The organism is Glutamicibacter sp. NPDC087661 (genome assembly GCF_044743275.1).
In the GTDB taxonomy this organism is placed as follows: Bacteria; Actinomycetota; Actinomycetes; order Actinomycetales; family Micrococcaceae; genus Glutamicibacter.
In genome coordinates, this window is record NZ_JBIUWE010000002.1 from 100686 (window position 1) to 113771 (window position 13086).

Annotated in this window: 16 protein-coding genes; 7 read left to right on the top strand and 9 right to left on the bottom strand. The window is 62.8% G+C overall.

The window, feature by feature from the left end; translation table 11 throughout:
- Nucleotides 1–119 precede the first annotated feature (119 nt).
- The 3 genes from bcp to ACIOTN_RS07285 all read right to left on the bottom strand — a co-directional run bounded on the left by bcp (nucleotide 120) and on the right by ACIOTN_RS07285 (nucleotide 3881).
- Entirely contained in the window at nucleotides 120–596 is a 477-nt protein-coding gene (bcp, locus tag ACIOTN_RS07275) for a thioredoxin-dependent thiol peroxidase (RefSeq protein WP_105656374.1), read from the bottom strand.
- A gap of 496 nt (nucleotides 597–1092) precedes the next feature.
- Complete coding sequence (locus ACIOTN_RS07280) at nucleotides 1093–1350, bottom strand: DUF4235 domain-containing protein (protein WP_105656071.1); 258 nt, start codon at nucleotides 1348–1350, stop codon at nucleotides 1093–1095.
- A 14-nt stretch (nucleotides 1351–1364) separates the two neighbouring features.
- Entirely contained in the window at nucleotides 1365–3881 is a 2517-nt protein-coding gene (locus tag ACIOTN_RS07285; RefSeq protein ID WP_105662084.1) for an ATP-dependent DNA ligase, read from the bottom strand.
- 158 nt (nucleotides 3882–4039) lie between these two features.
- Between ACIOTN_RS07285 and ACIOTN_RS07290 the strand changes: the two genes are divergently transcribed.
- Nucleotides 4040–5011 carry a Ku protein gene (locus ACIOTN_RS07290; protein ID WP_402735050.1) on the top strand — a complete coding sequence of 324 codons (972 nt, stop codon included), beginning with the start codon at nucleotides 4040–4042 and terminating at the stop codon, nucleotides 5009–5011.
- 3 nt (nucleotides 5012–5014) lie between these two features.
- On the opposite strand, the gene ACIOTN_RS07295 is transcribed toward ACIOTN_RS07290, so the two are convergent.
- Both ACIOTN_RS07295 and ACIOTN_RS07300 read right to left on the bottom strand, forming a co-directional pair.
- Nucleotides 5015–6187 (bottom strand): alcohol dehydrogenase catalytic domain-containing protein, encoded by a 1173-nt coding sequence (locus tag ACIOTN_RS07295; RefSeq protein WP_105656074.1) that lies wholly within the window; start codon nucleotides 6185–6187, stop codon nucleotides 5015–5017.
- Between the two features lie 47 nt (nucleotides 6188–6234).
- A complete protein-coding gene (locus ACIOTN_RS07300) occupies nucleotides 6235–6405 on the bottom strand; it encodes a hypothetical protein (RefSeq protein WP_181149052.1) in 171 nt (56 codons plus the stop codon).
- A 245-nt stretch (nucleotides 6406–6650) separates the two neighbouring features.
- Here ACIOTN_RS07300 and ACIOTN_RS07305 point away from each other — a divergent pair, with 245 nt between their 5' ends.
- Entirely contained in the window at nucleotides 6651–7745 is a 1095-nt protein-coding gene (locus tag ACIOTN_RS07305) for a hypothetical protein (RefSeq protein ID WP_146112950.1), read from the top strand.
- A gap of 37 nt (nucleotides 7746–7782) precedes the next feature.
- Here ACIOTN_RS07305 and ACIOTN_RS07310 read toward each other — a convergent pair whose 3' ends face one another.
- Nucleotides 7783–8703: an SDR family oxidoreductase gene (locus ACIOTN_RS07310; RefSeq protein ID WP_105662081.1), complete on the bottom strand. Its 921-nt coding sequence runs from the start codon at nucleotides 8701–8703 to the stop codon at nucleotides 7783–7785.
- A 311-nt stretch (nucleotides 8704–9014) separates the two neighbouring features.
- Between ACIOTN_RS07310 and ACIOTN_RS07315 the strand changes: the two genes are divergently transcribed.
- Together ACIOTN_RS07315 and ACIOTN_RS07320 are read left to right on the top strand one after the other, a co-directional pair.
- The gene (locus ACIOTN_RS07315) at nucleotides 9015–9275 is read left to right on the top strand and encodes a Rho termination factor N-terminal domain-containing protein (RefSeq protein ID WP_105662080.1); all 261 of its coding nucleotides are present in this window, start codon (nucleotides 9015–9017) and stop codon (nucleotides 9273–9275) included.
- A 206-nt stretch (nucleotides 9276–9481) separates the two neighbouring features.
- Nucleotides 9482–9730: a hypothetical protein gene (locus ACIOTN_RS07320; protein ID WP_146112949.1), complete on the top strand. Its 249-nt coding sequence runs from the start codon at nucleotides 9482–9484 to the stop codon at nucleotides 9728–9730.
- A 105-nt stretch (nucleotides 9731–9835) separates the two neighbouring features.
- Here ACIOTN_RS07320 and ACIOTN_RS07325 read toward each other — a convergent pair whose 3' ends face one another.
- Nucleotides 9836–10252: a CBS domain-containing protein gene (locus tag ACIOTN_RS07325; protein ID WP_105662078.1), complete on the bottom strand. Its 417-nt coding sequence runs from the start codon at nucleotides 10250–10252 to the stop codon at nucleotides 9836–9838.
- A 193-nt stretch (nucleotides 10253–10445) separates the two neighbouring features.
- Between ACIOTN_RS07325 and ACIOTN_RS07330 the strand changes: the two genes are divergently transcribed.
- The 3 genes from ACIOTN_RS07330 to ACIOTN_RS07340 all read left to right on the top strand — a co-directional run bounded on the left by ACIOTN_RS07330 (nucleotide 10446) and on the right by ACIOTN_RS07340 (nucleotide 11871).
- Nucleotides 10446–10700, top strand: coding sequence for a hypothetical protein (locus ACIOTN_RS07330; protein WP_146112202.1), 255 nt, complete (start codon nucleotides 10446–10448; stop codon nucleotides 10698–10700).
- 245 nt (nucleotides 10701–10945) lie between these two features.
- On the top strand, nucleotides 10946–11542 hold the full coding sequence (locus tag ACIOTN_RS07335) for a cysteine hydrolase (protein WP_332727878.1): 597 nt from the start codon (nucleotides 10946–10948) through the stop codon (nucleotides 11540–11542).
- Nucleotides 11533–11871 (top strand): hypothetical protein, encoded by a 339-nt coding sequence (locus tag ACIOTN_RS07340; RefSeq protein ID WP_105656083.1) that lies wholly within the window; start codon nucleotides 11533–11535, stop codon nucleotides 11869–11871. The genes ACIOTN_RS07335 and ACIOTN_RS07340 overlap by 10 nt, the downstream gene beginning before the upstream one ends.
- Before the next feature lie 74 nt (nucleotides 11872–11945).
- Here the strand turns inward: ACIOTN_RS07340 and ACIOTN_RS07345 are convergent, their stop codons facing one another.
- Nucleotides 11946–12401 carry a DUF421 domain-containing protein gene (locus tag ACIOTN_RS07345; RefSeq protein WP_133834812.1) on the bottom strand — a complete coding sequence of 152 codons (456 nt, stop codon included), beginning with the start codon at nucleotides 12399–12401 and terminating at the stop codon, nucleotides 11946–11948.
- On the bottom strand, nucleotides 12401–12937 hold the full coding sequence (locus tag ACIOTN_RS07350; RefSeq protein WP_402735051.1) for a hypothetical protein: 537 nt from the start codon (nucleotides 12935–12937) through the stop codon (nucleotides 12401–12403). Before ACIOTN_RS07350 ends, ACIOTN_RS07345 begins: the two co-directional genes overlap by 1 nt.
- Between the last annotated feature and the right edge of the window lie 149 nt (nucleotides 12938–13086).

Genomic DNA, 13086 nt, shown 5'->3' on the forward strand with positions numbered 1-13086 from the left:
TGCCGTCCAGGGATCCTCAACGCAGACTGCAGACTGCAGGGTGTGGCCGGGGCCGGTGAAAGCTGGCCCCGGCTCGAAGCATCCGGGCTGGCACCGGAAAGATCCGGGTGCGGAATCCTCTAGATTCCGAGGGAATCGCGAAGTCGCGCCACATGCCCCTGGGCATCCACGGCATATTCAATTTGGCGGATGCTGCCGTCTTCATCGATGACAGCGGTGGAGCGCAGGGTGCCCACGACGGTCTTTTCGCCGATGTTCTTTTCACCGTAGGAGCCGTAGGCTTTGGCAACTTCGTTGCCCGGGTCGGAAAGCAGCGGGAAGTTCAGCGATTCATCGCTAGCGAAGGCTGCCAGCTCTTCTGGCGCGTCCGGGGAGATGCCCAGAACGGAGAATCCTGCGGCCTGCAGCGAATTGAGGTTGTCGCGGAAATCGCAGGCCTCGGTGGTGCAGCCGGGAGTCGCGGCCTTGGGGTAGAAATACACGATGACTTTCTGCCCTGAATAATCCGAAAGCGAGATGGTCTCTCCCTTGGCATCTTGCAGGGAGAAGGCTGGCGCTGGCTGGCCGGCGGTGAGCGGAGAAGAATGGGCAGTCATCGATTCAACTTTCATATAGTGATATTTTGTTTTCATTCTAATTCAGTGGATGCACTCAATGCCAGAGACTTCTGGGATATATTTCCAACGGACTGGACCACTGAGCATTCGCGCCCTGATGCTCTGGTGTCCTCGCGGTTACCGAACTTTCCGGGGTGTTCCTGCCTGCCAGAGCAGAACGCCAGCCGGGAGCGATCCAACGACTTCTGGAAGGCAACAACCTCGCCATTGACCGTGAGGCACGCTTACAAGGCATCAAGGAAGGCTTGGCTGGTGCAAAAGATTGCTTTCCCGTTGGCAGTTCTGCGTGCTGGCGAAACTGTCGCCCGGCCAATTGATCACCATGCGAGTCCCGCAGGCCTTCAGCCATCCGCGATGCACTAGGGCAGTGGACACCGCGCAGAAAGCTGCCCTGCACCAACGAAAACACCGAGGCGGGCAACTGGCAACAGCTGCGCGACCCGGTGCATCCGGTTACCGGCCAGAATGCGGCCTGCTAGCGGTTGGCGGCCTTGGCTTCGAGGGAACGCGTCCACCGTTTGGCCATGGCCTGGATGGCAGAAGCGCTTGCCCCCGAGATCACGGCGAACGCCAGCACCTTGCCTACGGCGGCCTGCTGCTGCTTTTCGGGGTTGGCCAGCGATGGCGGTTCTTCACCCATGGCTTTATGCCAGACCCCGGAGACGAGCTTGGCTCCGAGCCAGCCTGCACCGAGCGAAATCAGGGTTCCGAAGATCTTTACCAGCAATTTCATGTTCTGCTCCTCTGTTAGCGGTTAGTTGGAGTTTGGTTCCCGGTCGGCTCCGCCGGTTCCCAGCGGACCTCATCCGGTTGCTTCTCATCGCGCCAGCCACGCCACACCGGATGGCGCAGAAGGCGGTCCGAGGTCAGTTCGCTGTATCGGACTTCTGCCACGTATTTCGGGCTCACCCAGTGCGCATCGCTTTGATGCGCTGCCGGGATGTTCTTGGCCGGGGGAGTCTTGCGTTCGATCTTTTCAAGCCGCTCGCGGATTTCGGCCAGTTGCGCGTCGCTGAATCCGGTGCCCACCCGGCCGGCGTATTCCAAGCCGCCATTTCCCGGAATGGCCAGCAGCAGCGATGCCAGGCTGCGGCTACGCGACCCCTGTCCAGACCGCCAGCCAATCACCACAGCTTCCTGGTGCCGCTGGTGCTTGAGCTTCACCCAGCTGGTGCTGCGCCGGCCCAGCTCGTAGACGGAGTCGCGTTCCTTGGCCACCACGCCCTCCAGGCCCAGCGCACGGCTGGTCTCGATGGCCTGCTCCAAGGTCCCGGTGTGGGCCGGTGGCACCTGCACGTACTGGTGGTCGAGATCCAGGCCCGCAAGCCGTTGGCGGCGTTGTTCGTAGGTCAGAGCAGTCAGATCCACCAGTCCTGCATCCTTGTCATATGGCAGCTGCAGCACGTCGAAGACCAGGTACTGGATCCTGATGGCCGAGGCCTGCTTCGTGCGTTTCTTCCGCTGGTGGGCCACCCGTTGCTGGAGCAGCGAGAAGTCAGGGCGGCCCGAAGAATCCAGGGCGACGATTTCCCCGTCCACCACACAGCGTTCCGGCAGCAGCGAACCGAGGATTTCGAGTTCCGGGAAGTCTCCGGTCAGGTCGTGGCCGTTGCGGCTGATCAGCTTGGTTTTGGCGCCATCGACTACTGCCAACGCGCGGTAGCCGTCCCATTTCATTTCAAAGCTCCAACCCCGCTCGCCGGAGATCTCCCGAGCAGTGCCGGCAGTGGCCAGCATGGGGCGCAACGCTTGGCCCGACAGATCAGCCACGGCCTGCTTGGCGCTAGGCTCGCGAGCAGCCTCCGGTTCTCCGCCACCGGAATCAGCGGACGTTCCCGCCTCGGCTCCGGCCGGCTGTTCCTTGGCCAGCTGCAGCAGCCAATTGTCCTTGCCGCCCATCCCTGCGGCCTGGATCAGCACGAACCGCCGGTCCACTCCGCCCAGCCCGCCCTCGCGGGAGCCGGTGAGCACCGCGATGACTTCTTTGCCTTCGCGCCACTTCTCGATGGTGCAACTGCCCGAATCCCAGATTGATACTTCCCCGGCACCGTATTGGCCCTTGGGGATGCTGCCTTCGAAGCTTGCGTAGGAGAGCGGATGGTCTTCGGTCATGACCGCCAAGCGCTGGATTCCGGGTTCCAGGGGTGGACCCTTGGGCACCGCCCAGGAGACCAGCACTCCCTCGTGCTCCAGGCGGAAATCCCAATGCAGCGCGCGGGCATGATGTTCCTGGATGACAAAGGACAGCCCGGTGCCGTCCTTTCCGCCCGGCTGACCGGACTGGGAATTCCCGGATTGCTCCGGCACCGGTTCAGGTGTCAGCGCCGCATCGCGCTTGGAGCGGTAGACCGCCAGACGATCCGGGTCCTGCTGTTGTCCCGAGGCCAGCTGCGCCAGCGGATCGATTCCATCAGCAATGCGGTCCAGCACCTCGTGGAAGTCCAGCTGCTCCAAACCCGGCGCTTCGATTTCTTCCCAGGTTCGCGGGGCCGCGACAGTGGGCCGTGCCCGGCCGCGCAGCGAATACGGACAGACGGTAGTCTTCGAGGCGTTATTCTGGCTCCAGTCCACGAACACCTTGTTCTCGCGCAGCGAGCGCTTCATGCTGGCGAGAACCAGTTGCGGATGCTCCTTCTGCAAGGTGGAGGCCAATTCCTTGGCCACCTCGTTGACTTGCTCCGAGGTGTATTTGCCATCCAGTCCGGCATAGAGGTGGATGCCCTTGGAACCGGAGGTCACCGCAAAGCTGGGCAGGTCCATGCCGTCGAGAATCTCTCGGCAGATCAAGGCGACTTCAGCGCACTGCTCCAAGCCCGCGCCCGGACCGGGATCCAGGTCCAGCACCAGCCGGTCCGGATTGGCAGGTTCCAGCGAGGAATCGAAGCGCCACTGGGGAACATGGATTTCCAGCGCAGCCACCTGGGCCATCCAGGCCAGCACCGCCTCGTTGTTGACTAGCGGATAGATATTGGAGTGGGTCTTGTGCTGCAGCTTGGCCGAGGGAATCCAGCCTGGGGCAGAGTCCTCGAGATCCTTGCGGAAAAACACCTTGCCCGGTTCTTCGGGGGTCCCCACGCCGTCCACCCAGCGCTTGCGGGTGGCCGGGCGCCACGCGGCATGCGGAATCAGCACCGGGGCCACCTGCTGGAAGTAGTCCATGACTTCGCCCTTGGTGGTCCCGGTCTGCGGGTACAGGACCTTATCCAGATTGCTGACCTTCAGCGTGTTCCCCGCGACGGTGACGGTTTGCTCCCTGCGTGCCATGCGCTGTCCTTTGCTTTGCCTTATGAGGACCAATCTTCCCGAGCGGCGCCGGGGAATCCAGCGTTCCAAGCAAGCTTTGCGTTTCGCGCTGCCGAACCTCAGCGCCGCCTGCCAGAATCACTAGGGCAGTGACACACTGGCTGGAAAGATGCTTCACTATGCCCATGCGAGCTATCTGGACTGGATCAATTGCCTTCGGCCTGGTGAACGTGCCGGTCAAGGCCTACGGCGCCACCGAGGACCACGACATCGACCTGCACCAGGTCCATGACAAGGACGGCGGACGGATCCGCTACGAGCGCCGATGCGAAGTGTGCGGGAAGAAAATCGCCTACAAGGATCTGGACAAGGCCTATGAGGACGGAGAACGGACCATTGTGCTCACCGATGAGGACATGGACGCGTTGCCTGCGGAGAAGAGCCGCGAAATCGAGGTGGTCCAGTTCGTCCCGGCCAGCCAAGTAGATCCCCTGATGCTGGAGAAGAGCTACTATCTCCAGGCGGACTCCAAATCGCCCAAGGCCTACGAGCTGTTGCGCCGAACGCTTCAGGACACCGAGAAGCTGGCAGTGGTGCGCTTCGCCCTGCGCCAGAAGACCCGGCTGGGCATCTTGCGTGTCCGATCCAAGGTGATGGTGCTGCAAGCGGTCATGTGGGCGGACGAGCTGCGCGATGCCGAGGCAGTGGCACCGGAGAAATCACCGCGGATCAGCGAGCAGGAACTGAAGATGTCTGCCTCCCTGGTAGACCAGTACAGCAGTGATTTCACGCCGCACGAGTTCCAGGATGACTACCAAGTCCAGCTGCAGGCGCTGATCGAAGCGAAAATCGAGCAGGGTGAGGACCTGGATACCGAGGCGACCTTCGGTTCCCCGGACCAGAGCAGCGAGTCCGGGGAGGTCATCGATCTGATGGAGGCGCTCAAGCGCAGCATCGACGGGCGCAAGGCCAAGGCCCCGGCCAAGGCAGCCAAGGATGGGAAGGCCGCGGCGGCGAAGAAGCCAGCAGCGAAGAAACCTGCGAAGAAAACGGCAGCCAAGAAGCCGGCCACGAAGAAGGCAACGGCAAAGGAGGCCTCCTCCTCGCCACACAAGAAGAAGGCCTCCGGTTCCGGGAAGAAAAGCGCCTAGCCGCTAGGGCTTGAGCACCACCTTGATGCACGCATCCTGCTTCTTCTGGAAGGTCTCGTACATCTGCGGACCGTTCGAGAGCGGCTGCTCGTGGGTGACCAAGTCGTCCAGGCCCAGCGGATCGGCTGCATCCTCGGCCAGCGGCAGCAGCTTCTGGGTCCATGAGCGCACATTGCATTGGCCCTGTCGGATCTGGATCTGCTTGTCGAACAGCTTCACCATCGGCATCGGGGTGGCGGCCCCGGCATAGACGCCGCTGATCGACAGGGTGCCGCCGCGGCGCACGGCATCGATGGCCGAATCCAGCACGCTGGTGCGGTCCGCGGAGACGTTCTCCATGGCCAGCTGCGCGGCCTTGTCCGGCAGCAACCCGGTGGCTTGCTGGAACATCGAGGAGACCGGGGAACCATGGGCTTCCATGCCCACCGCATCGAGCACGGCATCGGGGCCTCGACCGGTGCGCCCGCGCAATTCGCCCACGGTGTCCTTGGTGAAGTCCAGGGTCTGGATGCCGTGGCGCTCAGCCATGGCGCGGCGTTCTGCCACCGGGTCGATGCCCAGCACCTCATAGCCCAGGTGCCGGCCGATGCGCGCGGCGAGCTGGCCCACCGGCCCGAGCCCGTAGACCGCGAGAGTTCCGCCGTCGGGGACATTGGCATAGTGCACGCCCTGCCACGCGGTGGGCAGGATATCGGAGAGGAAAAGGTAGCGGTGGTCGGGCAGCTGGTCGCCAACTTTCACCGCACCGTAATCGGCATGGGGCACGCGCAGGTATTCGGCTTGGCCGCCGGGCACCTGTCCGTAGAGTTCGGAGTATCCGAAGAATTGGGCGCCCTTGCCGTGCTTGCGCACCTGGGTGGTCTCGCACTGCGACTGCAGGTCGTGCTGGCACATCCAGCAGTGGCCGCAGGAGATGTTGAACGGGATGACTACCCGGTCGCCTACCGACAGCTTGGTTATGCCGCTGCCGACTTCCTGGACGATGCCCATGGTTTCGTGGCCCAGCACGTCGCCGGCATGCATGTAGGGGCCCAGCAGCTCATAGAGATGCAGGTCCGATCCGCAAATCGCGGTGGAAGTGACCTTGATGATGATGTCCCCGGGATCCTGAATCACCGGATCCGGGACATCGCTGAAACCGATCTTTCGCTTGCCTTGCCATGTCAATGCTTTCAAGAGGTTATCTCCTAGTCGTATCGTTGCCGGCGGAATACAAACGCGGATCAGTCGGTATTGAACTGGTCGGTGTCAACCTGGTCCGGGTCTTGCTCCTCGGCTGGCTGCTCGAACGCGTCTTCGTGGTCCCCGACAGAATTCTGTTTTTCCTCCGTGGGCTCATCGGGCGTTGGAACGATCCCCGGGTGCTGCTCTTCGTCTGGCTGGTTGGATTCCATGGATGGTCCTTTCTTCATCAGATGGGCGATGGCACCGACCATTCCACACCGGGCAGCAGGCAACAAGGCAAGTTTGATGGGCATTACCTGTGAGTCGGGGATCCCCGGAATTCCGGGGATCAAGCGTGCACTGCCGGGGCTGATTCCTGCAAGGTTGCTGAACGGCACTGCAGGCGCGGGCGCGACTTCCTAGTGTGTGCTGTGGGAGCGGGCCAAACTGCTGCCCTGAGAGCTGCGAGGTGCTGATGAGCGTGCAAGAGCCCGAGAAGCGCACGGTGGGATTAATTGCCGACCCTGGCATAGCCGACGCGATGGCCAATCGGATCGCTGCCCGGCTGGAAGGGGTCATAGAGAAGTTGCAGGAGCACGAGCAGCAATGGGACGTGCAGGTAGCTCCCTTTTCCCTGCCCTTGGGGGAGAGCGGACGGGTCGCGCTGAACGACAAGGTGCCCAGGCTGCGGGAAAAGCATGGCTGGGACTTCATCATCTACCTCACCGATGCCCCGCACTATGTGCAGAACCGGCCCGTGCGTTCGGTGATTTCCGTCGAGGATGCCTCGGCCGTGCTTTCCATGCCCAGCCTCGGGTTGGCCCGGCCGCGCACCGTGGCACGGGAACTGGCCGAACTGGTCAGGGAATTGGCTACCGGCAAGCAGCCGGCTCCGCCTCCGACCCCGCTGGGACGGGCGATGAGCGTGCACGCCAGCCGGCAGGACGGGCAAAACGAGCAGAACCGCATCTCGAGCATCGAAGGTTTGCGCGGGCGGTTGCTGCTGATTGCCGGGATGGTGCGCAGCAACCAGCCGTGGAAACTGGTGCCGCGGCTTTCCTCCGCGATGGCAGGTGCGGTGGCCACCGGTGCCTTCGGCGTGTTCTACACGAGCATCTGGGCCATGGCCGACTACCTGCCTGCCGGGCGGCTTTCGCTGATCACGGTCTCAAGCATCCTGATCCTCACGCTCTGGCTGCTGCTGCACAACCGGTTGTGGGAGAGGCCCAAGGGCAACCGCCGCCGCGAGCGGATGGTCGTCTACAACGCGGCCACCGTGCTGACGGTCGGGTTTGCCGCGACGGTCATGTACCTGCTCTTGTTCCTTGCCTTGCTGGCAGGCTCGCTGATTGTCATTGACCAGGAATATCTCGCCTACCAGCTGCGCCATGATGTCACGCTGGCCGAATACATCAACCTTGCCTGGCTGGCATCCTCGCTGGGAACCATGGGCGGGGCCATCGGCTCCAGCTTTGACGAAGTCAAGGAAGTCCAGCGCGCCACCTTCAGCCAGCGCGAATACGAGCGGAGGAATATGGAATTCACCATCAGCAAGGATGACGTGGAATGATCCCCGGGCCCAATCGCCCGGGGACCGGTTCACCGTCCTACGGCTGGTTCTTGCCGCCGTTCACGTGCACCGTGGAACCGACCACGTAGGAAGCCTCATCGCTGGCCAGGAACACATAGGCCGGGGCCACTTCCACCGGCTGGCCGGCCCGGCCAAGCCAGGTATCGTGGCCGAACTCAGGCAGCGCCTCGATCGGCTGGCCATCCGAAGGCTGCAATGGAGTCCAGATGGGGCCGGGCGCCACGGCATTAACCCTGATGCCCTTCTTCGCTGCTTGGGACGCCAGCGACTTGGTGAAGTTGCTGATCGCGCCCTTGGTGGCGGCATAGTCCATCAGGTGATCCGAGGGATCGAAGGCCTGGATGGAGGTGGTGTTGATGATGGAGCCGCCTTCGGGAAGCACCTGCAGGGCTGCGCGGCTCAAGGCGAACATCGCGAAGATGTTCACATCGAAGGTGGCTTCGACCTGCTCGTCGCTCAGCTCTTCCAGGGACTCGACGCTGATCTGCTTGCCGGCGTTGTTCACCAGGATGTCCAAGCCATCCAGCGCGGTCACCGCCTCATCGATCAATGAATCGCGGTAATTGCGGTCCCGCAGGTCCCCGGGCAGCAGGTGGACTTCGACTCCCGCATCTTCCAGGACCCCGGCGATGGCGTCGGCATCAGGCTGTTCGGCGGGCAGATAGGCCAAGGCGACCTTGGCTCCCTCGCGGGCAAAGGCGATAGCCACCGCCGCGCCAATGCCGGAGTCGCCGCCGGTGACCAGGGCGCGTTTTCCGGCCAGCCGGTCCCGGCCCTTGTAGCTGCGCTCGCCATGATCCGCCTTGGGCTTCAGGTCCCGGTCCAGGCCGGGTTCCTCCTGGCGCTGTTCGGGCGGGCTGATCTTTTCCTTGCCGGCGCGGCCTTCGCTTCCGGTACCGAGCGGCTCAGTGCGGTCCTGGGGATTCTTCTCGGGCATGGGATCTCCTCCTGCTGTTGCGGCAGGACGCCGGCGCGGTGCGCTCAGCGGCGTCCGGGTTCAATTCCAGTTTGCTCCGGGCCTTCCGCTGCGCGAGGATCACCTCCACCTTCGGCGGCAACAGCCAGACTTTTTTCTGCGAAGATCCAGTTTCGCACCCCGCTGCATGAATTGTGCTACCGCTGAAGTCTGGGATTCAGCGCAAAGTCCGGCAGGGGCACTGTCCCCTGATCAGTGAAGTGGCTAGCGTGGAACGCACAGTGCTGGCACTGCAAGGAGCCAGCTGGCGAAGCGTACGAGGGAGGAAACCCATGGCAGGCAAGAGCCGGATCAAGGATGAAGAACTCTACGAGGAGCTGCGCGAGGAGGGGAACTCCAAGCAGAAGTCGGCGCGCATCGCCAACGCCGCCGCCCGCGATGGCCGGTCAGCAGTGGGCCAGCGCGGAGGCAAGGCCGGGGACTACGAGGACTGGACGGTCCGGGAACTGCAGGACCGGGCCAAGGAAATCGGGATTAATGGCCGTTCGAAAATGCGCAAGGCCGAACTCATCGAAGCCCTGCGTAATTCGTAGCAGACCGCCATGGAAGGAGAAGCAATGAGTGAACGCGAGAAGCCTGAAAATCCGGCTCGCACCACCCAACCGGATGAGGATGCCCAGCCAGGGACGAGCGCGTGGTTCGCCGCGGCAGCATCAACGAGAACACCGAAGATGAATCCGAGGAAAGGGAAGAACGCTATGACGCGGGCTGAACTTTCCCTCCAGCGAAGGGAAAAGCCATGACTGGCAAACCAGTGGACAGCACCCGCAGGCGTCGGCCTGGTCTATGGCTGGCGATTGTGGGCGGACTGGTGGCAGTAGGATTCGCCATCTATGCGCTGCTCGCAGCGCCGGACAGCACCTCGGGGCCGCTATGGATCGTGGCCGGCTGGGGCGCATTGGTCTTCATCTACGGCCTGTACCGCATCATTCGCGGACCGAGCTCCCTGGATGATCCACGCGCCGGCACCGACGCCAACGGACGGTGACGGCGCTCCCTCCAGGAGAATCGCAGCAGAACAAGGGCAGAGCGTCCGGGAAAACCATGGTTTTCCCGGACGCTCTGCGTTGTGGTCCGGCTGGGCTGGGAGATCCTAGTCCTGGGAAATCCCTTCGACCAGGTTGCCGGTGCTCTGCTGGTCGTAATAGCGGGCAATATCAGCCTGGGCGAGCATTCCGACCAGCGAATGCCCGTCGATGACCGGAAGCCTGCGCACCTGGTGCTCCTGCATGGTGCGGATGGCTTCTTCGACCGAATCATCGGCTCCGATGGTGACCGGCTTGCCCTGGGCGTAATCGGCGACCTTGGTGCTGGAAGTGACCACACCGTCGGCCACGGCGTTGATGACGATGTCCCGGTCGGTGATCGTGCCGGCCAACCGGTCATCCTTGCCGCAGATGGGCAGCATGCCGACCTGCAAGTCCTTCATCATCTGGGCGGCCACTTGAATCGAGTCCTGCTCCTTGACGCATTTGGCAGGCGAGGTCATTAGTTCCTTGGCTGCAACCATGATCGTGCTCCTTTCGCGTATTTTTGTGGGACACCCTCCACGCTCCAGCACAGCAAGCACGTCTTCAACCATTGCCAGCGAGCTTGCAGATGCGCCCCCTCGACTCTGGCAACAGCCGATTAATCATGTACTTGTGCAGCCGATAGCTGGTAGTTGGTAGAGCACCGGGAAACGCAACGTGAGGAGAATGACCATGGGATTCATCGACAAAGCCAAAGATGCCATTTCGCATGCTGCCGACAGATTCAAGGATCCCGACAAGGACCTGGTTGAGAATCTCTGGCCGCTGGGGCAACCCGACGACGAGCACCTGCCAGCCGATTCCGGGGAACCGGCAGAAGAGGGCTTGGAGCAGCCCGGCAATCACCTGCCTCCTGTCCAAGGAGCCGACCCGGACCTCGACGATTCCCCGGAAGACCAGTATTCCGAAGGCGACGGGGACCGCTAGCTGTCCCATGGCCAAACCGAGTTCAGGAGGCAAACCATGCAGACCTGCGATATCTGCGGAAATGCGAGCGAAACGGTGTTCACGCTCAGCCGGAACGGGCATTCGGGCCGCTTCGACAGTTTCGAATGCGCCATCCACGCCATGGCCGAAAGATGCACGCACTGCGGTTGCGCCATTCTGGGCCACGCCGTACACCACGGCCAGGAGGCGTACTGCTGCCAGCACTGCGCCGAACACGCTGAGCAATGAGCGCGACAAGCGACTTCAGCCATCCCGCGCTGCTGCTCATTGACCTGCAAGAAGGATTCTTCGAGGACCCGGCACTGGCGCTGGCCCGCCAGGATCTGGCAGCCCGCTGCAACCAGCTGGCCGTAGCGGCGAGGGCCTGCGGGTACCCGGTGATCAGCGTGCGCACCGTGCACAAGGAAGACAAATCCACCTGGACGCTGAAGATGCTCGAAGACGACCAGGGCTACCTGTTCGAAGGAACGGAGCAGGCCGCGTACCTGGCGGAGTTGGAACTGGACGGGGCCATCGAAGTGGTTAAGCGCCGGGACAGCGCGTTCTGGGATACGGAGCTCAAGGACCTGCTGCTGCAGCACCGCGCTAGTTCGCTGGTACTCGCCGGGGTTTCCTCCGAGACGTGCATCTCCGCCACCGCGGCCGATGCCTTCGCTGCGAACTTGCCGGTGGCGGTGGCCACCGACGCCACCGCATCGGCCGACCCGGATTTCGAAGGGACTACCTTGGAATTCATGCGCAAGCAGCATCGGCAGAAGCTGAAGACCACCTTGGAAATCATTTCCGATTGGAAACACGAGAAGGAGCTGGAATGTCACTGAATAATTCTGAATTCGACGACGTGCGCAAGGACTCGGACACGGACGAGCCGTTGGATGGGCGCGATAGCCAGCCGGCGGCTGGGTCATCGGATGCACCCCAAGCCCAGGACGCCGAGGATCCATTGCGCGGAGCAGACCGGGTGCTGGAGGAAAACGACGGCGATCCCTTGGCGCTCAATCCCGAAACGCTGCTACCCGAACCGATTGACGGGCAGCGTCCGGTCGACGATACGCTGCTGGACTACCCCGACCAGGATGACGAGCAAGGGCTGGACGCCGAGCGGACCGCCAACCTGCCGGACCAGCGCGAAACACCCGATCAGCAGTAGCGCACCGGTGGGCTGAGAACCGCAGAAGGGGCATCCCGTGCAGGGATGCCCCTTCTGCCATTGCCAACCCGTGGTCACGGGCGGGATTCGGCTTCCTGGGTGAAGAAGGAAATCTTGCCGCTGGCTTCCAGGATCGCCAGCCGGATGCTGCTGTAGTTCTCGATGCCTGCCTGGCGGGCGAGCATGCTCAATTCGTCCAGCCCAATGCGCTCGTTGTGCAGGGCCTTGCGGTCCAGGACCCCGTCGCGGATCAGGACAATCGGGCGGCCCTGCATCAGCTTGCCCAGCTTGGGCCAGCGCATATTGGCGAAGTTCAGCGCAGCGGCCAAGACCACCATGGTGAATACTGCCAGCAGGCTGCCGGTGAGCGAACGGTCCTCCATGGTGATGCCCTGCTGAACCAGGTCGCCCAGGACGACGAACAGCACCAGCTCGAAGGAACTGAGCTCGCCCAGGGTCGATCTGCCGGCGGCGCGCGTGACCAGCCACAGGATGATGAAGGCGGTGGCTGCGCGGATGACTATTTCCATCAGGGGATCCTCAAAGTTCTGATCTTCAGGTCGGTGCTTTCGCCGTTGACCGTAATTCCGAGCACGCCCTTGGCGCTCGGCGACCATTCGTCCGAAGCCCGGCCCGTGAGGGTGGCAACCATCTGCCGCGACCCCGGTGCCGGGGCCACCTCGAATTCAATGGTTCCGTCAGCTCGGCTCGACTCGGACTCGGGTTCGGGAAAGGCCGAGAAGTCCTCGAAGAGCACGAGATAGTCCTCGCTCAGGTCCAGCGTGATGGTCTCGGGCAAAGGGTCGGCAGAGCTGATCCCAATCCTCAGCTGGATTTCATTGCCGGCACGGACCACCGCGGGAAACTGCAGCTGGACCGTGAAGCCGTCGGCCTGTTGTTCAATGCTCTTCTTCTGGTCGAATGCGCCGAGCAGAGCCGCCAGTACGAAGGCTGCAATCACGAGCAGGGCGGCGAGGCTCAGCAGCCGGCGTCTGCGATTGCTGTCCTCCGAGGTGATGTCATCCAGCGTCGAGTCGCTGATCTTGGCCTGGAAGATATTCAGCATGGGATTCTGCCCTCCTTGCGCTCTTGCTATCGAGGCTAAGCCGATTCGCCTGCGCCAGGACCAGCCGAGTTCCGGTTCACAGGCGGCATCCAGTTCGCAGCGGCTGGCGCTGTTGCCAACCTGTGCATTGCGGCCGACCGCTTGAGCCG